Origin of the sequence: Paraburkholderia fungorum, from assembly GCF_046027215.1 — a bacterium.
GTDB lineage: Bacteria > Pseudomonadota > Gammaproteobacteria > Burkholderiales > Burkholderiaceae > Paraburkholderia > Paraburkholderia fungorum_D.
Map to the genome: position 1 here is coordinate 1,511,127 of NZ_JAQQEN010000001.1, position 22,646 is coordinate 1,533,772.

Sequence of the window (22,646 nt, forward strand, 5' to 3'; positions counted from 1 at the left end):
CGGCTCGTACAAGCACAATAAAAGTGCATATGAGCCCCATGTCGGTATAGACGGTCCAATTTCGGGCGAAATATTAAATTTGAATTACGTTCAAATTCAAAAGCCTGACGACTATGCGCATTGACGATGCATGTTGCCTGCTTCCGACGGTATCGCTGCGTCGCACCGTGCGCCGTCTTTGTCTTCCCGCGCAAACGCCGACATAATGTGCCGTCCCCATGCCTCATCCACCGGGCCATCGACCTCCAGCGCGCACGCATGAGACTGACCACCAAAGGGCTTTTGCTGATCGCCATACCGGCGCTCTTCGAGCTGGCGTTGCTGTCCGGACTGGTCAAGGCGCAGTCCGATGCGGCGCAAGCGGAGCATTGGGCCATTCACAGCGAAGACGTGCTGCACCAGACCACCGCGATTCTCGAACCAGTGCTGGGTGAGACCGTGCGGCTGCGCGGTGCGGTACTTGCCCACGATACGCACTTCGCAACGCCGTTGGCGTTATGGGTGGACGTCGATCGGCGTATCGATCAACTCGCCGAACTGGTCGCGGATAACCCCGCACAGGTCGAGCGCGTGGTGCAGGTGCGCCAGGCGGTGCAGGCGTATCGCCAATGGTCGGACCGGGTGCAGGACCTGTTGCATTCGGGCCGGCGGCGCGACCTGGTCGAGCGCTTTCGCGATCAGGCGGGCGCCGACGTGCTCGATCGCTTCCGGCAGCAGGTGGTGGCGTTCCAGACCGAAGAGCGGCGCCTCGATACGCTGCGCACACATGCCGCGGACATCGCCCGCGAACGGCAACAGATGCTGGTGGTCGCGGCGGTGCTCGGCTCCTTGCTGTTTGTCGCGTTCGCGGTCTGGTTATTTACCCGCGGCGTGCGGGGTCGTCTCGCACTGCTGTCGGACAATGCCGGGCGTCTCGCGGGCAATGAGCCGCTTGCGCCGATTGGTGCCGGCCGCGACGAAATCGCGCGGCTCGATCTGACCTTGCACGACACCAGCCGGCGTCTGCTCGAGGCCGAACGCATTCAGGCACGCTTCCAGGCAGATCTCGCGCGCCGCGCCGGCGAACTCGCGCGTATCAACGAGACCTTGCGGCAACAGACCCAGGAAAACGAAATGTTCATCTACAGCGTGTCGCACGATCTGCGCGCGCCACTGGTGAACCTGCAGGGGTTTTCGAAAGAACTGAATCGTGCCTGCGACGAACTGCGTGTGGCGTTGCGCCAGTCGTCGCTCGGGGCCGAGCCCCGGCAGCGCATCGAACGGGTGGTCGACGAGGATATCGGCGAGGCGCTGCATTATCTGCAGACGGCCGTGTTGCGCGCTTCGCACATCATCGACGCGTTGCTGCGCCTGTCGCGCGTGGGGCACGTCGAATACCGGCAGCAGAAGGTCGAAGTGCACGATATCGTGCCGCGGGTCGTCGATGCGATGCAGGTTTCGATCCGGGCGCGCCACGCGCGCGTCATTGTCAATGAACTGCCGGCGGTGTGGGGCGATCCGACCGCGCTCGAGCAGGTGTTCGCGAACCTGATCGGCAACGCGCTCAATTATCTGGACCCCTCGCGCGAAGGCCGGATCGAGATCGGCACCACGCCCGCGCCGCCCGGTGTGCACTCGCTGCGGATTTTCTATGTGCGGGACAACGGCCTGGGCATTCCGGCGGTCGCCATGCCGCGGCTATTCAACGCGTTCCAGCGGCTGCATGGCAATGTGGCGGCAGGCGAGGGAATCGGTCTCGCGCTCGTGCGTCGCGTGGTGGAACGGCATGGCGGGCGCGTGTGGGCAGAATCGAAAGAGGGTGTGGGCACGACGTTCTATTTGTCGTTGCCCGAGGCCGGGGTGTTGAAGCCTCAACCGGCCATTCAGACGCATGCCGCGCCGGGATCGGGCGATGTGCGCGCGCTTCATGAATCGCGCAAGCAGCGCGACGGCGAAGCGGGATCTGAGCGGGACGCCGACGCGGCTGCGCATGCCGCCCCTGCGGCGCACGGGATCAGTGCGCGGTAATCACGGCGTGGCAATCAGTGAGTCCTAAAGAGCCGCCGCGGTTTGAGCAGCTTGCTTCCGCGAACCGACCAGTAGCAGCCGCAACCGATCAGAATCGCAACGCCCGTGAGCGCTTCCGTTGGGCCCGGGCGCAGGCCTAGCAGGCCCTCGAACCCGAACAGGCCGCGCGCAAGAATCAGCAGCGCTGCCCACAGGGCGCAGGCCGCCTGGACCAGCAGACGGGTGCCCGCACGACGCCGCGCGCGGTTTTCCCGCAACCAGCTAACCGGCGTGCGTGCACAGAAAAAAGCAATGGCCATCAGCGTGACGGCGAGAATGACGATCCAATCGGTCAGTTCCATCGAAAAAGGCTCCAAAGTCAACCTGCGACTATAGGAAAGCCTTCCGTAGCAAACTATCGGACTATTCTCAAATGCTGATGGAATGGGCGAGCGCGCATTGTCGCGAGGACACGACGCTCGCCGGCGGATCAGAGTTCGATGCGGGTGCCGAGCAGCACGAGGAATTGCCGCAGCCATTCGGGATGAGCAGGCCACGCGGGCGCCGTGACGAAATTGGCGTCGGTGATCGCGGCATCGACTGGAATGTCGGCGTACTCACCACCGGCCAGCTTCACTTCGGGCGCGCACGCCGGGTAGGCGGAAATACGCTTGCCGCGGATTACATCGGCGGCGGCCAGCAGTTGCGCGGCATGGCAGATTGCGGCGATCGGCTTGCCGGCTTCGGCGAACTGCCGCACGAGGTCAATGACCTTGGGGTTCAGCCGCAGATATTCCGGCGCGCGGCCGCCAGCGATCGCCAGGGCGTCGTATTGGCGCGGATCGGCGTTGTCGAAAGACGCATTGAGCTCGAATTGATGGCCGGGCTTTTCGGTGTAGGTCTGGTCGCCCTCGAAATCATGGATCGCGGTCTTGATCCGCTCGCCGGCTTTCTTGTTCGGGCAGACCGCGTCGACCACATGGCCGACCGCCTGCAATGCCTGAAACGGCACCATTGTTTCGTAATCCTCGGCGAAGTCGCCGGTCAGGAACAGGATCTTCTTTGCTGCCATCGCATGCCTCCAATTGATCAACGGAACACATCGAACGGCCAGTCAGTCTACTCCAATGCGTTTGACAGAACCGCGACGGAGGACCGATGAGCTGTATTGCATGGCGCAGGATGGAAGCGGGCGATGCAGCGCCGCTTGCAGCGCTGTTTCGAGCCGCCGTCACGCAGCTGGCAGCCGCTGACTATGACGCCGCGGCGCGCGCCGCATGGGCGTCGGCCGCCGACGACGAGCAGGCCTTTGCTGCGCGGCTCGCGCGCGGCCTCACGCTGGTGGCGGTGTGCGAGGGCATGCCGGTAGCCTTTGGGCAACTCTATCCGGCCGATCACGTCGAGATGCTATACGTGGCTCCTGGCCATGCACGGCAAGGCTTGGCGGCCGGACTGCTGGCGCGGCTCGAAGCGGCGGCGCGGCTGGGCGGGGCCACTGCGCTAAGCGCCGAGGTCAGCCGTAGCGCGCGCCGCAGCTTCGAGTCCGCGGGCTTCCAGAAGCTCGCCGAGGAGAGCGTGTGTCGCAACGGCGTATCATTGGCGCGTTTTCGTATGCGGAAGCCGCTTGGCGCGGCTCACACTCAATCATGATTTCATCTATCCGTTCACCTTTATTGCGCCGTGCCGCTGTGGTCGTCTTTGTGTTCGGCGGCCTTGCGGCATGTCAGAAGAATGATGCGTCGGCAGGGCAGGTTGCCGGCAAGCTCAACGACGCCGCGCAAGTTGCCGGTCAGAAGCTCGATCAGGCGGCCAGCTACGTCGGCCAGCAGGTCGATGCGACCAAGGCCGCCGCGCAGCAGAACCTCGAATCGGCTGCCTCGGGGCCGTCGATTACGATCGACCCGGCCTCGCTCGCTTCGACCGCCCAGGCCAATCTGCAAGGCGCGGCAAGCGCCACCAACGCGCAGCTCGGCAAGGCGGCTTCGCTGACCGGGCAGAGCCTGGAGACGGCGGGCCGCAAGCTGCAGGAGTGGTCTGCGCAGAATTCGGCGTCGGCCGCCAACGCTTCGACTTCGTCATCGACATCGAGCGAGTCCAGCGACGCGCAAAAGCAGATGGACAAGTGATGTAGCAGCCAGTCTGCTGTTCCGTCGTTTGACAGTCGGATTAAATGTAATTACCATGGTTACATATTGTCGTTGCCAGGTTCGCTGTGAATACGAGTAGCCGGTTTGCGTTTGCGGTGCATGTGCTCGCGCTGCTGTCGTTGCAGGAGGGCATGCCGTTGTCGTCGGAGATGATCGCGGGGAGCGTGAACACCAATCCCGCATTGATCCGGCGCCTATTGACCATGCTGGCCGAGGCTGGCCTCACCACCTCGCAACTCGGCGCGGGCGGCGGCGCGCTGCTTGCCCGGGCGCCGGATACCATCACCTTGCTCGAGGTGTATCACGCAGTGGATGACGCGCAGTTATTCGCGCTGCATCGCGAGGAGCCGAATCCGGCGTGCATGGTCGGGCGTAATATTCAAACCGTGCTGCGCGGTATCATCGACGAGGCGCAACAGGCTATGGAGGCGTCGCTGGCTGCACGCACCCTTGCCGATGCCACCGCGGATCTGGAGCGCGCGGAACGGGCTCGCAAACGCAAGCGGCGTCCGCACGGGTAAGCCGGCAAACAAAACAGGATGGCAGGCGTGTGCGGAGTCATGACGACACATGCGCCAGATAATGAACGAACGAACGAACGAACGGACGGGGGCCTAGCCCCTCTTTTTTCCACGTTATATGTAATCGATGCGGTTACATATAAGCCTATGACAGGAGCAGTGAAATGAGCAAACAGTTGAAAATCGCCTTGTTCGGCGCTACCGGTATGATCGGCTCGCGCATCGCCACGGAAGCGGCCCGGCGCGGTCATCAGGTGACGGCGCTGGCGCGCAATCCGGCGCGCGTGCCGACCGATGTGGCGAATCTGAAAGCGGCGAAGGCAGACGTGCTCGACGCCGCGAGCGTCAGCGCCGCGGTGCGCGGTCACGATGTGGTGGCCAGCGCCTACGCGCCGCCGCAGGACGATCTCGCGGCGCTCGCCACGGCCACTCATGCGCTGATCGACGGCGTGCGCGCCGCAGGCCTGAAGCGCCTCGTGGTGGTGGGCGGCGCGGGTTCGCTCGAAGTGGCGCCAGGCAGGCAACTGGTCGACTCGGAGGGATTCCCTGACGCCTACAGGGCAATCGCGCTCGCGCACCGCGAGGCGTTCAACGACTACCGCCGCGTGACCGACCTCGACTGGACGTGCTTTGCGCCGGCCGCGCTGATCGCGCCGGGCGAGCGCGCCGGCACGTTCCGCACCGGCGCGAACGCGCTGCTGGCCGACGCCGGGGGCAACAGCCGTATTTCCGCCGAAGATTACGCGATCGCCTTCGTCGACGAACTCGAGCAGGGCCGTTTCATCCGCCAGATCGCGACGGTCGCGTATTGAGCTTGAGCGCGGCGGATTGGCGTGGCGCCTGCCATCTGGCGCGTGCCGCCTGGCGGGCGCTGCGGCGTGTGAGGGCCGGTCTCGCAGCGCACGGCGTGCGCAAGCGTCCTAACATTCGGTTACGCATGTTCGGTCGCTTGCGGTGCAAGTGCGGCTACACTGGCGTCTCCCGTTTTCTCACGGATCGCCATGCAGTCATGCCCGTTGCGGCGTGAGTCCGGGGCCGCGCCGTTCAACGGCGGGCAGCCGGCGACTCGCGCCGCCTTTCAGCTTCCTTTTGATCATGCCGGATGCACTGCCCGGCGCAACGCCCGGCGCACCGTTCGCGCTCACGTCGCGGCGTGGCTCGGCGCGTGGGCGGCCACCCTCTGCCTCGTGCTGCTGGTGGGCACGGCATGGCTGCCGGCCAATGCGCAAGCCGCCGGCACACCGGTCATCCCGGCATTACAGAGCCTGATCAACAGCGCCACGGCGACGCCTGCCGCTTCGGCCTCCGGCGCCTCGGCGGCCGAGGCGGCGTCAGCGCCGTCGCCGGCCAGTCAGGCGGAACTCGCGCGCTCACTCGACAGCGTGATTGCCACGCTGGACAACGACCGGCAGCGCACCGCGCTCGTCGCCCAACTGAAAAAGCTGCGCGACGTCTCGCAAAACGTGGCGCCCCCCGCGCCGGCGCAACCGAGCCCGGGGCTGCTCGGCGCGATCGCGTCGGGCATTGCGTCGTTCGAATCCGACGTGCATCAGGGCCGCACGCCGGTGCGCTATTGGGGCGGCCGCTTCAACGCGGCCGGCAATGAGCTCTACACGATCATTTCGGGGCAGGGACACGAGAGTTTCGGCCGCATCCTCTTCTCGATGTTCGCCATGCTGGCCGGCTGGGGCGCCTGCGCCGGCGCGCTGATCTACCTGCAACACCGGCTGTACCGGCGCTTTGGCATCGTCATGGGACTGCACCCGAATCCCACCACGCGCGAATTGCTGATTTTCGCGCTGCGCCGGGTCGGGCCGTGGATCATCGCGTTTCTCGCGGCGCTGCTGTTCGTGCGCGCCATGCCCGATGCGCTCGGCCGCACGCTCGGCATGGTGGTGGCTTATGCGATCGTCGCGGGCGCGGTGTTTTCGGCGATCTGCCTGATCATGTTTTCGCTGTTCGGCTCGGGCCATCGGCGGATCGCGGTGCGTCTGCTGATCGATTACGCGCGGCGCCTGCTGTTCGTGGTCGGCGTATGCGGGGCACTGGGCGATGCAGCCGTGAATTACGACGTCGCGCATCAACTCGGATCGAACCTCGCCGCGCTGATTTCGACGGCGGCGAACATGACGGCGGCCGTGCTCACCGGCTATTTCGCATTGGCGTTCCGCCGGCCCATCGCGCACCTGATCCGCAACCGGCCGTACGAGCAGCGCACCAACCACAAGGCCGCGACCGACGCCTTCGACGTGCTCGCATCCCTCTGGCACGTGCCGGTGCTGGTGCTCGCCACGGCATCGGTCGTTGCCACGCTCGGCGGTTCGGGCACCAGCGAAAACGTGCTGCAGATTTCGGTGGTGACCGCGCTGCTGCTGGTGCTGGCTTTCTTCCTGTCCGCCGTCGTGCTGCGCGTGACGCGTCCACGCAGTGCGCGGGCACGCCGCCGTTCGCCGTATCTCACGCGCCTGCTGCGCTTTTGCGGCACCTTGCTGACGCTCTTTATCTGGCTCTTCTTCTTCGAACTGGCGGCGCGCCTGTGGGGGGTGTCGCTCGCGGCCGTGGTCGAAGAAAACGTCGCGGCGCGCGGTATCGCCCACGCGGTGACGGCGATCATCGCAACGGTATTCATTGCCTGGCTGCTGTGGATTCTGGTCGACACAGCGATCACCGAGGCGCTCAACCCGGGCGGCCCGCGTAACAAGTCGCGCAGCCCGAGCATGCGCGCGCGTACGATGCTGCCGCTGCTGCGCAACGTGTTGCTCGTGACGATCATGACGATTGCGGGCATCGTCACCGCCGCGAACCTCGGCATCAATGTGACGCCGCTGCTCGCCGGCGCGGGCGTGATCGGTCTCGCGATCGGTTTCGGCGCGCAATCGCTCGTGACCGATCTGATCACGGGCCTATTCATCATCATCGAAGATACGATTTCGGTCGGCGACTGGATCGATGTCGACGGCGGGCATGCGGGCACGGTCGAACATCTGTCGATTCGCACAGTGCGGCTGCGTGACGGGCAGGGCGCCATCCACGCCATTCCGTTCTCGCAGATCAAGATCGTCAAGAACCTGTCGCGCGATTTCGCGTATGCGGTGTTCGAAGTGCGGATGTCGTTCTCGACCGACGTCGATCAGATTACGCAACTGATCCGCGAAGTCGGCGCCGATCTGATGGCCGACTTCCGTTACCAGCGCGAAATGCTCGGACCGATCGAAGTGTGGGGGCTGGACCGTTTCGATCCGAACTGGATGGTCGTGAAAGGGCAGATCAAGACCCGGCCGTTGCAGCAATGGAGCGTGGCGCGGGCCTTCAATTTGCGGCTCAAGCGCAAGATGGACGAAGCCGGCATCGAGATTCCGGTGCCGCAGATGCGCGTGTACACGTCGTCGAAAGATAGTGAAGGCGAGCCTTTACCGGACGAGGACCTGCCGGGGTTCAGCCCGCATGGCCCCACGCCTGCGCATGGCGGCGGGTCGGCCTCCTCGTTGCGGGCCGCGCAGGCCGCCGTCGCAGTGGCGCGCGATGTGTCGCACGAACCGCGTCCGGCGCCGCCGCCGACCGGGCAAACCGCGCCGATCCCGCCGCAGATTCCTACGGCAGGCGAATCGGGTGGCAAGAGCTGATTGAACGAACGGCCGACACGCGCAGTGACCATTGGCCTTGCGAGCACGGTCATGCCGGACGATTGAATTTCAGGCGAGCGCGGGCGCGTTGGCCGCGCGAACGATGTCATTCACATGGGTAGAGATCTGTGCGCCCGGGACGCCGTAAATATGCAGCGAGACGGCGGGCTGCTGGCTGCTATTGCCCAGCCGATGAATGCCGCTGCGGCCGCCGCGCACAAACGATACCGCGCCGGCATTGCGCGCCTGCGTGCGCGTGGCGCTCGCGCAGCGCTGCGCGTCATTCCATTCGAATACCGTTTCGCTCAGCGTGCCGTCCAGCACGGCATAGCCGCACCACGTATGGTGCGCATGCACGGGGCTCGCCTGGTGTGGCAGCCAGACGAGTGCGGCGATCGCGTAGCGGCCCTGCGGGTCGGCGGCCAGCAGATGTCGCCGGTAATTCTCGGTTGAACCTTCACGTTGTGCCGCGCTCAGCAGCGTGGGGTTCGCCGCGGCTTCAGCGAGCGCGACGCGCATGGTGCGCGCGAAGAAGGTGGAATCCGACGGCTCGGGGAATTTCGCGCAGGCTTCGAAGATGGCGTCGAGCGTGTTGCATAGGCGTTCGAGGGGCGCGCTGTGTGACGCGTGCGACGCCGCTTCGTGCGGGCAAACCGGGTGTGCGCCTTGGGCGAAGGAGCGGTCGAGGGCGGTTGAACGGAGATCTTGGCTCATGGTCGCTGCGCAGCACGTAACTGCGTTCTGGATATTTTTCGATAGCCACATTTATACCTGTTTGCCTGGAGAAAGAGTTTCCATATAATTCCCCTCAGGTCGCAAAAAGTAGAATAATTTCCTATGGGGGTGGGCTGATGGGAATGGATATCATCGATCGGAAGCTGCTTGAATTGCTGCAGGAAGACGCAACCATGCCGATCGCCGAGCTGGCGCAACGCGTGAATCTGTCGCAGACACCTTGCTGGAAGCGGCTTCAGCGTCTGAAAGAGACCGGCGTGATTCGCGCCCAGGTGGCACTGTGCGACGCGCGCAAGCTCGGTGTGGGCACAACCGTGTTCGTCGCCGTGCGCACCAACCAGCACACCGAGGCGTGGGCGCAGACCTTTACGCGCGCGGTGCAGGAGATTCCGGAAGTGGTGGAGGTGTACCGGATGAGCGGCGAGACCGACTACCTGCTGCGTGTGGTGGTGTCCGATATCGACGACTACGATCGCGTCTACAAGCTGTTGATCGGCGCCGTGCCGTTGTACGACGTGAGTTCGAGCTTCGCGATGGAGCAGATCAAGTATTCGACGGCGCTGCCGGTGCGGCCGGCGGCGGTGGCGGACGGGCGCTAACGGCGGGTGCGGCGGGTGCGGCATTTGTTGCATTTGCTGCCGGATCATTTGCTGATTGGAGCCGCCATGGGTGCCGCTACGCCTCGGCGATGACCGCTCCTCCTGCTGACTGCAAGCCGTGTGCAAGCTCACTCAGCGTAGAATGCCGCCTTCCTTCAGACACAATCCGCGACTGCCTCGCGAACCGGGCCCGCCTCATGAACAAACCGCCGCGCAAGAAGAACCCGACCTTTGGCATTGCCGTTTTCATCGTGGTCGCGGTGCTGCTGGTCATCGCCACGCTCTTCTATAACGCCATCAAGGAAAAGCACGATTTCGACAGCCAGAATGCGCCAGCGCCGTCGATTTCATCGGACGCAGCCGCAGCGGCAACCGCGGCAGCGCCTGCTAGCGGCGCTTCGCAATAAGACGCGTCAGAGGTCGCGGTCCTATTGCGGCCTTGGCGATGTCATTCTTCCGGTAGCCGGATCACGCTCGCATCTTTGCGAATCTGCGCCGACGCCGTCAGCATCTGCTTGCACTGGTGTGAGAGCAATTTCATGTCGTGCACGGCGTCCGCGGAATAGTCGGGCGACTTTTCCGTTTCGACCACCATTGCATCCAGCTCGCGCGTCAGTTGTTTGACCTGCTCGCCGTGGTCGGCGGGTGGCGCGTTGCCGGCTTCGGCTTCGGTGAGATTGTCGCGGATCACGGTCAACGTGCGTTGCAGCGCCTGCAGCGAGACGCCTTCGCCCTGTTGCGCGGATGTGCGCAGCAATGGCGCGGCCGCCGTAATCTGGGAGGCAAGCGAGTGGCTTCGCACCAGCAGACCATTCAGTTCCGGCACGAACTTTTGCGCCGCCCTCGGTTCCAGCATCATGCGCTGAAACGCCTGGCCCAGATTGGCGAACGCCACGTGGACGTTCTTGCGCGCAAGCCGGTAGCGGTAGTCGCGATCGAGGGCCGTGGCGGCGGCTGCGGCCGCGGCGGACGTACCGGCTGACGGCTTGGCCGTAGGGTTGCTGACGGTGGTGGTGCCGGCGATGCCAGCGCCTGAGGTGACGCCTGAGGTGACACTTGAGTTGACACCTGCGTTCGCCACGGCAAGCGCCGGCGTGGCGAATTCGATCGCCGGGTCGGCCATGGCCGCGGCAGGCGCACGCGCCCCGGCTTCGGTCACGGTGGCGACCACCGCCGCGGCCGGTTTGCCGCTCCACCACCAGCTCGCTTCCAGATACTGCCGCGTCGCGTTGATCATGTTGTTGACGAGCTTGCCCATCAACCGGTATTCCCAGTACGGGAACAGATGGCTCGCCGCAATCGCTATCGCGCATCCCACTACCGTGTCGATCGCGCGCTCGCCGATGATGCGCATGCTGCCCGGCGCGAGCAGATGGAACATCAGCAGCACATACGACGAGGTGAACACCACGCTCGCCGTGTAATTGAACAGCAGCAGGCTGTAGCTCATCACCATCGAAGCGAACATCACCACCAGCAGGATGTGTGGTTCCTTGACGAAGATCATCAGCGCGATACTTGCCGCGCAGCCGATCAGCGTGCCGATAATCCGCTGCCCATTGCGCTGCTTGGTTAGCGAATAGCCGGGCTTCAGAATGATGACGGTGGTCATCACGATCCAGTACGCGTTGGTGAGCGGCAGCAGACGGCCGAGCCAGAAGCCGACCGCGACCGCGATCGTCACGCGCAGCGCGTGGCGGAAACTCGGCGAGGCCATGGTCAGATTCGAAAAAATCTGTCCGAACGGCACGCGCCGGCTCGACACAAAGCGGCTGAGCGCCTGATCGAGGCGCAGTTCGGTTTCTGTGACGCGGGCGTCGCTGGACAGACTTTTGCGCATCTTGTCGATGAGCCGCGTCGCGCTCCAGATGCGGCGAAACGTAGCCGATATTGCCGAATACGCCTCGGGGTTTTTGACCGGCAGGTCCTGCTTGCGCATCACCTCGATCTCGAACTCGATAGCGCGCAATTCAGCCTTCACGTTGACGCGCGTACGCGGCGCCTGGTTCTGCAGCACCGCGAGTCCGATCTCCTCGAGATCGGCGGCGGATTTGCGAATCAGATCACGATAGAACACCAGCAGGTCGGAGCCGCCAAACGTGGTGCGCACCAGCGGGTAATCGGTATGCGCGCCGACAAACAGTTCGTGTAGATCGACCGTATTGATGAACAGGTTGAACAGCATGGCGCGGCGCGGTTCGAGCCGGCCGGTTTTCAGCTTCGGCAGATTGCGCAGCACGATATCGCGGGCGGCGTCCTGGCGCTCGACGGCGGCGATCTGCTTGTCGACCAGATTGCGGTAGCACTCGTCGAGATCGTTATCGAGGTCGTAGAACGAGGCGCGCGCGAGCAGATAGTCGGCGCACGCGAACACGCTTTCGGCCAGCGCCTGCTGTTCGATGCGGTGCATCATCCAGCGGCTCACGAGGGTCGACCAGTAGGTGTACCAGAGGCCGCCCACCAGAATCCACGACGCGTTGACGAGCGCCTGCATGGGCGTGAAATGCTCCTCGAGCGTCACGATCATCATGAACAGCGTTGCGAAGCTGATCTGCGGCCAGCGGTTGCCATACACGACAATCAGCGAGAGCAGGAAGGTCAGCGGTACGACCGTGCACCATAGCGTCACCGCGTTGACCGTGGCGAGGCCGGTAGCGAGCGCGGACAGGAAGCCGATGACCGTACAGGCCAGCATTTCGTTGTGCTTGTACTTGAGCGGCCCCGGCATGTCGACCACGCACGCGCCGAGCGCGCCGGTGGCGATCGTGAAGCCGAGCTCCCGGTCGTGAAACACGATCAGGCACAGTACGGCAGGTAATGACACGCCGACTGCGATGCGCAGGCCGCCATAAAAGTACTGGCTGTAGAGGAATTTTTTTATCTCAACCGAATAGCGCATCGACTGCCTGGATTCTATTCACAAGGAAAATCGCGGTGAAGGGACAGACCCAAACTGCCGTCGAGTCTAACTGATTTTGTGGCCGATCAGACCTCATCCGTTCGGCCAGGTTCTGCGCGATGAGCGCGTTTGTTATGCTGTCGCTTCAATGTCTGTCGTGGCCTGAGCGTTCCGCCCGCGCCGCACGCTTTCCCGGGACCCATGCTCCAACTTTTCTACTCGAACCGCTACGAAACGCTTGTCGGCGCGCTGCTTGACGACCTGGCGCAGGCGCCGTCCAACCCCTGGAGCGCGCAGCCTGTCATCGTCCCGAGCGCGGCGGTGCGGCGCCGGCTCGAGCTCGATATCGCGGCGCGCCAGGGCATCTGTGCGAATGTCAATTTTGGTTACCTCGCGCAATGGTTGTGGGCGCAGATCGGCGGTGTGATCGAGGTGCCGAAGCATTCGCCGTTCGCACCCGACCGGTTGGTGTGGCGCTGCTACCGGCTGCTTGGAGATGAAGACCCGGCGCTACCGTGGAATGCATCGGCGCGTCTGCGTACGTATCTCGACGCGGCGGATGCGTCGATGCGCTACGAACTGGCCCGGCGCGTGGCCACCGTGCTCGACCACTATCTGACGTATCGCCCGGAATGGCTGCTGCAATGGCAGAAGGGCGGCTCGATCTTCGCAGGCGGCGCGGTTGACGACAACGGTCCGCGCCTGATCGGGGCGAGCGAAGCCGCGCGTGAAGACGAGCGTTGGCAAGCCGCGCTGTGGCGCGGCGTGCTCGCCGAAGTGGCGGGCAACGCGCAAACGCCCGCTGCCGCCTTGCCGCCCGCGTACCGCTTTCTGGAAGAAATCCGCACGCTCGATCTCGAGGCGATTGCCAAAGCAGATTGGCCCGAAGCGGTCAGCGTGTTCGCCTTGCCGACCATGCCGCCGCTGCATGTCGCTCTGCTGCGCGAGTTGTCGCGTTGGGTCGACGTGCGCCTGTATGTGATGAACCCGTGCCGCGAGTTCTGGTTCGATATCGTCAGCGAAGGGCGCGTCGAAGCGCTTGATGCAGCAGGGCAACGGGACTATCAGGAGGTCGGTCATCCGCTGCTCGCCGAGTGGGGCCGTCAAACCCAGGCGCAACTGCATATGCTGCATGAGTTGACGGAGAGCGCTGCATCGGGCGAAACCGGCGACTTCACCGGGAACCCTGAGCCAAGCTGGCTCGCCGCCGTGCAGAACGGCATTCTCGATCTGCGCACGGAAACGGAAGCTGACGAACTGCCGACCGAGCGCGGTATCGAAGTACACGTGTGCCACAGCCTGTCGCGGCAGCTCGAAGTGCTGCACGACCGCCTGCTCGGCTGGTTCGACGAGTTCGACGATCTGCAGCCGTCCGACGTGCTGGTCGCCGTGTCCGATCTCGCGGCGGCCGGCCCTTTGATCGATGCGGTATTCGGCACTGCGCCGTTTGGCGATACGCGCCGCATTCCGTATCGGATCACCGGCTTGCCGCCGTCGCAGGCCAATCCGGTCGCGCGTCTGTTGCTCGACTGGCTGGCGTTGCCCGAGCGCAGCGTGGGCGCGCCGGATCTGATCGAATGGCTGCGTGTCGACGCAATTGCCGCGCGCTACGGGATCGACGCCAGCGCGCTCGAGGCCGCGCAGGAATGGCTCGCGGCAGCGGGCGCCCGTCGCGGCCTGGCACCGGTCGAGCCGCTCGGCGAGCACGTGCCGGTTGCGCGTCATACATTCGCCGATGCGCTCACGCGCCTGTACCTTGGCTACGCGATGCCGGACGGCGGCGAGCCGGTCGACGCATGGCTGCCGGTGGAAGGTGCCGACGGCTCCGGTGCTGAATTGCTCGGCCGCCTGTCGCGTTTCGTCGACGACATCGAGTCCTTCGCGCAGCGCTGCGCGGTCGAACAAACGCCGTCCGAATGGACATTGTTGTTGCTCGACACGCTCGCGCAGTGTTTCGATGGCGGCGTCGAATTCGCCGATGCGCTGGCTGCCGTGCGTGACGCAATCGACAAGATGGGCGACGCCATGCGCGCCGGCGCGCAGGACGTCGTGCTGCCGGCCGCCGTGGTGCGCGGCGCGCTCACCGAAGCGCTCGACGATCCGGCGCGTGGCGGCGTGCCATGGGGCAGCGTGACGTTTTCTTCGCTGACCAGTCTGCGCGGCCTGCCGTATCGTGTCGTCTGCCTGCTTGGCATGGACGACGGCGTGCTGCCGAGTCTCGCGCGCGCCGACGAATTCGATCTGATGGCCGCGTTCGGCAAAGCCGGCGACCGGCAGCGCCGCGACGACGAGCGCAATCTGTTCCTCGACCTGTTGCTGGCCGCGCGCGATCGTCTCTTCATCGCCTACACGGGCCGCAGTATCCGCGACAACGCACCGCTGCCGCCGGCCGCGCTGGTAGACGAATTGCTCGACTATCTCGCGCAGGTGTCGGCGGGCGAGGGGGCGAGTCCCGCGGAGATCGAAACGGCGCGTCACGCGTTTGTCGTCGATCATCCGTTGCAGGCATTCGCGTCGGACTATTTTTCGTCGCAGCGAGATCTGTTTACCTACGACGTCGATCGCGCGGAACTGGCCAGCCTGCTGGCCGCGCCACAGCATGCGCCGGCCGCGCCGTTCTTCGATCAACCGTTGCCGGCTGAAGACGCCGCGCCGGTTGCCTTCGACGAATTCGTGCGCTTCTGGCGCCACCCGGCGCGCGCTTTGTTGCGCGACCGCCTGGGGATCGTGCTGTCGGATGCGCAAGGCGAATTGCTCGATACCGAGCCGTTCGAGCTCGACTACGCGGGGCGCGATGCGCTAGCGGAGCGTCTCCTGCCAGTACTGCTCGACAGCGATATCGGCGACGACCACATGTTCGAGCGCGTGCGCCGGCTTGCCGCCGCCAGTCCCGAACTGCCGGGCGGCGCGACGGGGGCAGTGTGGCGTGCGCGCGAACTGGGCGCGCTGCGCCAGCTCGCGGATAGCGTGCGCCGCGAAGTGGCCTCGGGCGTCGAGCGCTTGCCGTTTGTACTTGATATCGTGCCGCGCTGGCCCGATCGTGCCGAAATCGCGGATACGCTGTTCGGTACGCACGACACAGCGCTTCGCAAAGCGGCTGAAACACCGCTGCAACTGCACGGCACCCTGAATTTGCTGACCGAAACGGGGCAGGTGATTTTCCGCTACGCCAAACCTACCGCACGCGATTATCTGTCCGCATGGCTCGCGCACCTGGTCTATTGCGCGGCGCAGCCGAACGGTTCGCGCCGCACCGTCTGGCATGGCAGCGGCGAGAGCTTCGAGCTCGCGCCGGTCGCCGCGCCGCTCGATGAACTCGCGCCGCTCGCCGCGCTGTTCCGGGCGGGGCGCCGGTTGCCGCTGCGCTTTTTCCCGAAGAGCGCGTGGGCCAAAGTCAGTGAGAGTGACTCCGCTGCGCAAGGTGTCTGGATCAATGACCGGGTGCGCGGCGAGTCCGACGACCCGGCCTTGCGCATCGCGCTGCGCGGCACGCCGCTCACGCTCGACGAACCGTTCGGCAGCCTCGCCGCGATCGTCTTCAAACCGCTCGTCCAGCATCTGCGGAGTGCACCATGAGCGGCGCCATTCAGCATCGCGCGCTCGTCGCCGAGGAGCTTGACGTTTTCGCCTGTTCGCTCGACGGCGTCAATCAGATCGAAGCGTCGGCGGGAACCGGCAAGACCTGGAATATCTGCGCGCTGTACGTGCGGCTGTTGCTCGAAAAGAATCTGAACGCGGACCAGATTCTGGTGGTCACCTTCACGAAGGCCGCCACCGCGGAGTTGCACGAGCGCATCCGCGGCCGACTCGCCGAATTGCACCGCGCCATTGAAATGGATGACGACGGCGGCGATCCGTTCATCCAGCGCCTTTTCGAAACGACCCTCGCACCGGAGCGGGGTATCGACCGGGCGGACGCGTTGAAGGTGGTGCGCCGCGCGCTGCGCACTTTCGACCAGGCTGCGATTCACACCATTCACGCGTTCTGTCAGCGCGCCTTGCAGGAGGCGCCGTTCGCGGCGGCCATGCCGTTCGCCTTCGAAATGGAAGCCGACGACGCTGCCTTGCGCTTTGAAATGGCCGCCGATTTCTGGCGTGAGCAGGTAGAGCCGGTGGCCCACGCGCATCCCGCGTTCGCTGCGTGGCTGGTTGCCAAACGGGCCGGTCCGGCGTCGCTGGACGCGCAACTCGCGCGGCGCCTGAAAAAGCCGCTGGCGCAATTGCGCTGGGGCAGTGTCGACGCGAGTGGAAATAACGCCGATCCGCAGGCGGGTTTCGACGCTGCCTGTGAGCTCTGGTACAAGGAGCGCGAGGCGATCGTCAGCCTGCTCGCGCAAGCGCAAGACCGTTTGAGCAAGACCTCGCACAAGCCGGATCACGTGAGCGCCGCGATCGCTGCGTGGACGGCTTATTTCGCTCAGGGCGATTGCCATGCGCCGCCACCGCGCGCGGCGTTGAAGTTGACCGCTTCGGCATTGAAGAAAGCGACCAAGGTCAAGTTCGAACCGCCCGAGCATCTGTTCTTCGCCTACGCCGAAGAACTCGCGGCGGCAGTGATCGCGGCGGAAGCCGCCCAACGCGCGCGCTGGCTCGCGCTCGTAGAGACCTGGCTCGACTACGCGCCCGCCGAACTGGTGGCGCGCAAACGCACACGCCGGGTGGTGTCGTTCGATGATCTGCTATCCAATCTGTATCGTGCGCTGGAGGCGAATCCCTGGCTTGCCGATGCGTTGCGCACGCGCTATCCGGCCGCGCTGATCGACGAGTTTCAGGATACCGATCCGCTGCAGTTCGCGATCTTCAGCCGCATCTTCGCGCCGGCCGGACCGCTGTTTCTGGTCGGCGATCCGAAGCAGGCGATCTACAGTTTTCGCGCGGCAGATCTGCATACCTACCTGGCCGCGCGCGAGGCGGCTTCCGCCTGTTACACGCTGGCCGTCAATCAACGCTCAACCACGTCTATCGTCGAGGCCTGCAACCGGCTGTTCGAAGCCAACCCGCAGGCGTTCGTGCTCGACGGACTCGACTATCAACCGGTGCGTGCCGGAGAGCGGCGCCGCCCGCCACTCGTCGATCTCGATGCGGGTGCCGGTGCGGGCGATTTCCGTATCTGGACTTTGCCACAAGGCGACGCCGCCTTGACCAGGCGCGAGGCGCAGCGTGCCGCCAGCGAAGCGTGTGCCGCCGAGATCGTGCGGCTGTTGCGCGGCGCTCGCGAGGGCACGGTGACGATCGGCGACGCGCCGCTTGCGCCGGGCAATATCGCGGTGCTCGTGCAGACGCATAAGCAGGGCAGCCTGATCAAACGCGTGCTGGCGGCGTGGGGCGTCGGCAGTGTCGAGCTCGCGCAGGCTTCGGTGTTCGCCACGCTCGACGCCGAGCAGATCGAGCGCGTGCTGGCGGCGGTCGATACACCGGGCGATCTGCGCCGCCTGCGCGCCGCGCTCGCCACCGATTGGCTCGGTATGGATGCCGCCGCGCTGTGGCGTCTCGAACAGGTCGCGGACGCACCGTCGCCGACTGACGATCCCGCGCACGCCGCTGACGCAATGGGCTGGGTCGAGCGTTTTTCCCGCTATCGCACGCTGTGGCACGAGCGTGGCTTCGCCGTGATGTGGCGCACGCTGATGCGCGAGCTGCGCGTCGCCCAACGGCTGGTGGCGGGCGTGGACGGCGAGCGTCGTCTGACCAACGTGAATCATCTGGCCGAACTCGTCCAGGCGCGCGCGGCCACCCAACCGGGGATTGCGCCCACTTTGCGCTGGCTGGCCGCGCAACGCACGCAAGGCGGCGGTGAAGACGCGCAGCTGCGGCTCGAGTCGGATCGCAACCTGGTGCAGATCGTGACCGTCCACAAATCGAAAGGGCTCGAATACGCGGTCGTGTTCTGTCCGTTCCTGAACGACGGCGCGCTGCGCGAGCCGCCATCGTCCGGTTTGCCGGATGCCCGTGAATATCACGATGAAACGGGCGAGGCAGTATTGCACTACGGTTGCGATGACGACGAAGCCGAGCGTGCGTCGCGCTACGCGGCGCGCGAACAGGCGGCCGAGCGGGCGCGGCTCGTGTATGTGGCGCTCACGCGCGCGGTCTATCGCTGCTATCTGGTGGCGGGCACCTATCTATCGTCGCGCTCTACCAGGGAGTCGCGCCGCAGCGTGCTGAACTGGCTGGTCGCCGGCAGCGGCCACAGCTTCGACGAGTGGCTCACCGAGCCGCCCGACGAAGCCGTCTTGTCCGCGCGCTGGCAGGCGCTGGCGGGCGGCCCGGTGGCATTGCATGCGTTGCCGGAAAGCGGGCGGCGCGTGCCGCTGGAAAGTCTCCAGGACAGCGGCGCGCGCATGCAACCGCGGGTCAATCGCCGTCCATTGCGCGACCAGTGGCGCATGGCGAGTTTCAGCGGCCTGATCGCCGCCGGCAGCAAAGCCGAAGAGGCTTACACGCCGGTGGAAGAGGTCCGGCCCGATCACGACGAGATCGCCGACGCGCTCGTCCCCGCGCCGTTGCCGACACCGCAGGCGCCGTCCTACGCAGCGGACGACATTCTCGCGTTTCCGCGCGGCGCCGCGGCGGGCGACTGTCTGCACCGCATGTTCGAGCTGGCGGATTTCACCGATCCTGCTACGTGGCCGGAGGCCATCCGGGGCGCGTTGCGCGAGCGTCCGGCGCCGGCTGCGCCCGAGCTCGCGGCACGCTTGCCGGCGATGATGCATAACCTGATCGCGGACGTCGTGACAACCGAACTCCAGCCCGGCATGGCGCTCGCGAATCTGAATCCGCAGCGGCGGCTGAACGAACTCGAGTTTCTGTTCTCCGCGCCGTCGCTCGATTTCCCGGCGTTGCGCGAATTGCTGATGGACCACGGCTATCCCGACGTCGCGCTGGAACCGGGCGTGTTGCGTGGTTTCGTCAAAGGATTTATCGACATGATCGTCGAACACGACGGACGTTTCTGGATCGTCGACTGGAAATCGAACCACTTGGGCGATGGCGCCGCCGACTATGCCGCGGCGCCACTGGAAGCGGCCATGGCGAGCCACGCGTATCACCTGCAAGCGCTGCTCTACACGGTCGCGCTGCATCGCTATCTGAAAACACGGGTGCGCGATTATGCGTACGACACGCACATTGGCGGCTATCTGTACCTGTTCGTGCGCGGCGTGCGTCCGCAGTGGCGCGACGCGGATGGCCCCGCTGGCGTGCATATGCGCCGGCCGGCATTCGAACTGGTCGCGCTGCTCGACGCCGCGATGATCGGAGGGGCGGCATGAGCACGTTCGATCAGATCCCGGCCATGCCGCCGGAACTCGATGAAATCGAGGTGAACGCGCCCGCGCCGGCTGATTTCAGCACCGCGCTCGCGGAAGGTTTCGCGCGCCGCATCGGTACGCTGGCGCGGCGGGGCGGCGCGTCGGCAGAAGCGGTGAAATGGGCCTCGCGCGCTGCTTTCGCTGCGAGTCGCGCAACCGCGGAAGGCCACGTGTGCATACCGCTTCGCGCGCTGGCGCGACGCTTCGATGTGTCGGCCGCCGAGGTGCGCGCGGTGCTGTTCGCGAGCGGCATGGCGAGCGATGGTTCGCAAAGCGCTGCCGCGTTGCGGCCGCTGGTGATCGATGGGCAAGGCCGGCTCTATCTTGCGCGCTATTACGACTACGAGCGGCGTCTCGCGCGCTCGCTGGTCGCGCATGCAGGTTCAAGTACGGGTGCGGATACGCGGCAGGCGGACAGCCACGCACCAGATACGGACCAAGCCGATGCCCACACGCTGCACGAGCGCCTGCTGCGCTACTTCGGACCGCCGCGAGACGACGAGATCGACTGGCAACGCGTCGCGGCCGTCATGGCGTTGTCGGGGCGGCTCACGATCGTCAGCGGCGGTCCTGGCACCGGCAAGACCACCACGGTGGTGGGCGTGCTGGCCTGCCTGCTGGATGCGCGCGCCGATTTGCGCATTGCACTGGCGGCGCCCACTGGCAAAGCGGCGCAGCGGATGCAGGAAGCGCTGCTCGCGCGCGCCGGTGACTTGCCGCCGGCACTCGCCGCCCGGCTGCCGCAGACCTCGTACACGTTGCATCGTCTGCTTGGCTCCGGGCCGGGCGGCCGCTTCCGGCATCACCGCGACAATCCGTTGCCGTATGACGTCGTCGTGATCGACGAGGCGTCGATGATCGACGTCGCGATGGCCGCGCATCTGCTCGACGCCATTGCACCGCATACGCGTCTCGTGATGCTGGGCGACAAGGATCAACTGGCGGCCGTGGAGGCCGGCGCGGTGTTCGCCGAACTCAGCGCGCAACCGGCTTTCACGCAAACAGGATTGAAGCGGATTGCCGCCGCGCTCGGCACCGAAGCGGCGCGTCTCGCGCGAGCGTTGCCGGGTGCGGCGAGCGGCTTCGACGAGCGTCCTGACGACCTGTTCGCGTATGCTGACGCGCCGCAAGATTACGACGCACCGCCCGACGATCTGTTCGCGCAGGCCGGCGAGCCGGATGACTTGATGGGCATGCCGGACGATGAGCGCTCTACAAGCGCGGCGGCGGAAGTGCGCCGCAGTCCGCTGGCCGATTGCGTTGTCTGGCTCGAACGCAACTATCGCTTCGGCCTCGAATCGCCAATCGGCCGCCTGTCGCTCGCAATCCGCAACGGCTCAGCCGAGTCGGCGCTCGACGTTCTACGCATCGACCCCGCCGAACCCTGCGCCGCGGCGTTGCGCGAAGACACCCATGCGAGCCTCGCCGAGCGCACCGTCGCGCGTCTTGCCACGGGCTTCGCGCCGTATGCCGACGCGCTTGCCACGGCGCTCGCGGCCGCGACGCCTGACCCGCTGCCGTTATTCGACGCGCTCAACCGGTTTCGTGTTCTGTGTGCAACGCGTTCCGGGCCGCGTGGTGTCGACCAGCTCAATACCTTGATGGCTGCGCAGGTGCGTCGCTCGGCGGGCGTGACGCTGCCGGTCGGCGCGCAGTGGTTCGCCGGCCGTCCTGTGATGGTGACGCGCAACGATTACGCGCTGGGTCTGTTCAATGGCGACATTGGCATTGCGCTGCCGGGCGCGGGCGGCGCGTTGCGAGTGTATTTCCGTACCGGCGACGGTGGTCTGCGCGCGGTGTCGCCGGCGGCGCTCCCGCCACACGACACGGCGTTCGCGCTGACGGTGCACAAATCGCAAGGCTCGGAATTCGAGCACGCCGTGTTGATGCTGCCGTCGACGTTCAGCCGCGTCTTATCGCGTGAACTCGTGTACACGGCGATTACGCGCGCGCGCGAACGCGTCGAAGTGATCGGCGCGCGCAGCGTGCTGGCACAGGCCATTGCAACGCCCACGCAGCGCGATTCAGGACTGGCTGCGCGAATTGCCCTGGCGTGGCGAGGCGATTAGGAGGGTAGCGGCGGCGTGGCGCGCATACGGTCCGCATACGGCGCGCGCACGGCCCGCCCGCGTCATTCCGGTTGCTGAGCGGGTGCCGCGCCGGCGGCCGCCTGTTCGCGTGCCTCGACCCGGCCGCGCATGGTTTTGCGATACCACAGCGTCCATAGCGTCAAGCCGCCGTAGATGCCGTAGCCGACGAACGGCGAAACAACCAGGAAGCGCTCGATCGGCCAGGTGAGAGCCATCCACGCGCGCAGCGCCGTTTCGCCAGTCAGGCCGACGCCCCACACCAGCGTCATCATCCGCATCGCGCTGACGAGGCCAGGACGTTCGCGCCACAGCGCTTCGAAATGCGCAGCGCCGCCTTCCATTTCGCGGGCGACCGTGGCGCGCGCGAGATAGAAGATCAGTGGACGACGCATGGGCAGTGAGAGCAGAAACACCACGCCCACCGCGCCGGACACCAGCGATTCGCGCAGCAACAGCATGCGCGGACTGCCGCCCAACGCCATCGCCGCGACCGAGAGTACGATGCCGCCGACCACCAGCACGCTCAGCGCGTCGACGCGGCGAAAACGTGCCAGTTCGATCAGGCTCCAGATGATCGGCGGCACGGCCGAGGCGATCAATGCGCCGGTCTCGCCCAGGTGAGGCAGCGCGAGCCGGTAAGCGAGCCACGGCAGCAGAAAGTTGACGGCCAGTTCCAGCACAAAACCCGGGCGGAGCTTCATTTGAATTTACGCTGTAAGCGGAAAACGGCAGTATC

16 protein-coding genes are annotated in these 22,646 nt (G+C 65.5%); 11 read left to right on the forward strand and 5 right to left on the reverse strand.

Features of this window, described 5'->3' with window-relative positions; genetic code table 11:
• The first annotated feature begins 258 nt into the window (after positions 1-258).
• Complete coding sequence (locus tag PQR27_RS06750; RefSeq protein ID WP_408522939.1) at positions 259-2,007, forward strand: sensor histidine kinase; 1,749 nt, start codon at positions 259-261, stop codon at positions 2,005-2,007.
• A 14-nt stretch (positions 2,008-2,021) separates the two neighbouring features.
• Here the strand turns inward: PQR27_RS06750 and PQR27_RS06755 are convergent, their stop codons facing one another.
• Entirely contained in the window at positions 2,022-2,348 is a 327-nt protein-coding gene (locus PQR27_RS06755) for a hypothetical protein (protein WP_408522940.1), read from the reverse strand.
• Positions 2,349-2,476: 128 nt separating this feature from the next.
• Positions 2,477-3,058 carry a DJ-1/PfpI family protein gene (locus PQR27_RS06760; protein ID WP_408522941.1) on the reverse strand — a complete coding sequence of 194 codons (582 nt, stop codon included), beginning with the start codon at positions 3,056-3,058 and terminating at the stop codon, positions 2,477-2,479.
• 86 nt (positions 3,059-3,144) lie between these two features.
• Between PQR27_RS06760 and PQR27_RS06765 the strand changes: the two genes are divergently transcribed.
• The 5 genes from PQR27_RS06765 (at position 3,145) to PQR27_RS06785 (ending at position 8,277) form a co-directional block, all read left to right on the forward strand.
• The gene (locus PQR27_RS06765; protein WP_408522942.1) at positions 3,145-3,636 is read left to right on the forward strand and encodes a GNAT family N-acetyltransferase; all 492 of its coding nucleotides are present in this window, start codon (positions 3,145-3,147) and stop codon (positions 3,634-3,636) included.
• Positions 3,633-4,112 (forward strand): BCAL1086 family glycoprotein, encoded by a 480-nt coding sequence (locus PQR27_RS06770; protein ID WP_408522943.1) that lies wholly within the window; start codon positions 3,633-3,635, stop codon positions 4,110-4,112. Before PQR27_RS06765 ends, PQR27_RS06770 begins: the two co-directional genes overlap by 4 nt.
• 86 nt (positions 4,113-4,198) lie before the next feature.
• Positions 4,199-4,654, forward strand: a complete 456-nt coding sequence (locus PQR27_RS06775; RefSeq protein ID WP_408522944.1) for an Rrf2 family transcriptional regulator — start codon at positions 4,199-4,201, stop codon at positions 4,652-4,654.
• A gap of 164 nt (positions 4,655-4,818) precedes the next feature.
• Positions 4,819-5,466: an NAD(P)-dependent oxidoreductase gene (locus PQR27_RS06780; protein ID WP_408522945.1), complete on the forward strand. Its 648-nt coding sequence runs from the start codon at positions 4,819-4,821 to the stop codon at positions 5,464-5,466.
• A 189-nt stretch (positions 5,467-5,655) separates the two neighbouring features.
• Complete coding sequence (locus PQR27_RS06785; RefSeq protein ID WP_408522946.1) at positions 5,656-8,277, forward strand: mechanosensitive ion channel family protein; 2,622 nt, start codon at positions 5,656-5,658, stop codon at positions 8,275-8,277.
• A gap of 69 nt (positions 8,278-8,346) precedes the next feature.
• Here PQR27_RS06785 and PQR27_RS06790 read toward each other — a convergent pair whose 3' ends face one another.
• Positions 8,347-8,991 (reverse strand): cysteine dioxygenase family protein, encoded by a 645-nt coding sequence (locus PQR27_RS06790; protein WP_408522947.1) that lies wholly within the window; start codon positions 8,989-8,991, stop codon positions 8,347-8,349.
• Positions 8,992-9,128: 137 nt separating this feature from the next.
• Here PQR27_RS06790 and PQR27_RS06795 point away from each other — a divergent pair, with 137 nt between their 5' ends.
• Positions 9,129-9,611, forward strand: coding sequence for an Lrp/AsnC family transcriptional regulator (locus tag PQR27_RS06795; protein ID WP_408522948.1), 483 nt, complete (start codon positions 9,129-9,131; stop codon positions 9,609-9,611).
• Positions 9,612-9,808: 197 nt separating this feature from the next.
• Positions 9,809-10,018, forward strand: coding sequence for a hypothetical protein (locus PQR27_RS06800; RefSeq protein WP_408522949.1), 210 nt, complete (start codon positions 9,809-9,811; stop codon positions 10,016-10,018).
• A 41-nt stretch (positions 10,019-10,059) separates the two neighbouring features.
• On the opposite strand, the gene PQR27_RS06805 is transcribed toward PQR27_RS06800, so the two are convergent.
• Positions 10,060-12,510, reverse strand: a complete 2,451-nt coding sequence (locus tag PQR27_RS06805) for an FUSC family protein (RefSeq protein ID WP_408522950.1) — start codon at positions 12,508-12,510, stop codon at positions 10,060-10,062.
• A gap of 201 nt (positions 12,511-12,711) precedes the next feature.
• Here PQR27_RS06805 and recC point away from each other — a divergent pair, with 201 nt between their 5' ends.
• Genes recC through PQR27_RS06820 form a run of 3 tightly spaced genes read left to right on the forward strand, consistent with a single transcriptional unit; the run spans position 12,712 to position 21,889 of the window.
• Positions 12,712-16,086 (forward strand): exodeoxyribonuclease V subunit gamma, encoded by a 3,375-nt coding sequence (recC, locus tag PQR27_RS06810; RefSeq protein ID WP_408522951.1) that lies wholly within the window; start codon positions 12,712-12,714, stop codon positions 16,084-16,086.
• Positions 16,083-19,781 carry an exodeoxyribonuclease V subunit beta gene (gene recB, locus PQR27_RS06815; RefSeq protein ID WP_408522952.1) on the forward strand — a complete coding sequence of 1,233 codons (3,699 nt, stop codon included), beginning with the start codon at positions 16,083-16,085 and terminating at the stop codon, positions 19,779-19,781. The genes recC and recB overlap by 4 nt, the downstream gene beginning before the upstream one ends.
• On the forward strand, positions 19,778-21,889 hold the full coding sequence (locus tag PQR27_RS06820; RefSeq protein WP_408522953.1) for an AAA family ATPase: 2,112 nt from the start codon (positions 19,778-19,780) through the stop codon (positions 21,887-21,889). The genes recB and PQR27_RS06820 overlap by 4 nt, the downstream gene beginning before the upstream one ends.
• Before the next feature lie 62 nt (positions 21,890-21,951).
• Here the strand turns inward: PQR27_RS06820 and PQR27_RS06825 are convergent, their stop codons facing one another.
• Positions 21,952-22,611 (reverse strand): VC0807 family protein, encoded by a 660-nt coding sequence (locus PQR27_RS06825; protein ID WP_408522954.1) that lies wholly within the window; start codon positions 22,609-22,611, stop codon positions 21,952-21,954.
• Positions 22,612-22,646 lie beyond the last annotated feature (35 nt).

Excerpts from the sequence above, each read along its gene's own strand:
- PQR27_RS06750 (WP_408522939.1), top strand. The coding sequence starts at position 259 with ATGAGACTGACCACCAAAGGGCTTTTGCTGATCGCCATACCGGCGCTC.
- PQR27_RS06755 (WP_408522940.1), bottom strand. The coding sequence starts at position 2,348 with ATGGAACTGACCGATTGGATCGTCATTCTCGCCGTCACGCTGATGGCC.
- PQR27_RS06760 (WP_408522941.1), bottom strand. The coding sequence starts at position 3,058 with ATGGCAGCAAAGAAGATCCTGTTCCTGACCGGCGACTTCGCCGAGGAT.
- PQR27_RS06765 (WP_408522942.1), top strand. The coding sequence starts at position 3,145 with ATGAGCTGTATTGCATGGCGCAGGATGGAAGCGGGCGATGCAGCGCCG.
- PQR27_RS06770 (WP_408522943.1), top strand. The coding sequence starts at position 3,633 with ATGATTTCATCTATCCGTTCACCTTTATTGCGCCGTGCCGCTGTGGTC.
- PQR27_RS06780 (WP_408522945.1), top strand. The coding sequence starts at position 4,819 with ATGAGCAAACAGTTGAAAATCGCCTTGTTCGGCGCTACCGGTATGATC.
- PQR27_RS06785 (WP_408522946.1), top strand. The coding sequence starts at position 5,656 with ATGCAGTCATGCCCGTTGCGGCGTGAGTCCGGGGCCGCGCCGTTCAAC.
- PQR27_RS06790 (WP_408522947.1), bottom strand. The coding sequence starts at position 8,991 with ATGAGCCAAGATCTCCGTTCAACCGCCCTCGACCGCTCCTTCGCCCAA.
- PQR27_RS06795 (WP_408522948.1), top strand. The coding sequence starts at position 9,129 with ATGGGAATGGATATCATCGATCGGAAGCTGCTTGAATTGCTGCAGGAA.
- PQR27_RS06800 (WP_408522949.1), top strand. The coding sequence starts at position 9,809 with ATGAACAAACCGCCGCGCAAGAAGAACCCGACCTTTGGCATTGCCGTT.
- PQR27_RS06805 (WP_408522950.1), bottom strand. The coding sequence starts at position 12,510 with ATGCGCTATTCGGTTGAGATAAAAAAATTCCTCTACAGCCAGTACTTT.
- recC (WP_408522951.1), top strand. The coding sequence starts at position 12,712 with ATGCTCCAACTTTTCTACTCGAACCGCTACGAAACGCTTGTCGGCGCG.
- recB (WP_408522952.1), top strand. The coding sequence starts at position 16,083 with ATGAGCGGCGCCATTCAGCATCGCGCGCTCGTCGCCGAGGAGCTTGAC.
- PQR27_RS06820 (WP_408522953.1), top strand. The coding sequence starts at position 19,778 with ATGAGCACGTTCGATCAGATCCCGGCCATGCCGCCGGAACTCGATGAA.
- PQR27_RS06825 (WP_408522954.1), bottom strand. The coding sequence starts at position 22,611 with ATGAAGCTCCGCCCGGGTTTTGTGCTGGAACTGGCCGTCAACTTTCTG.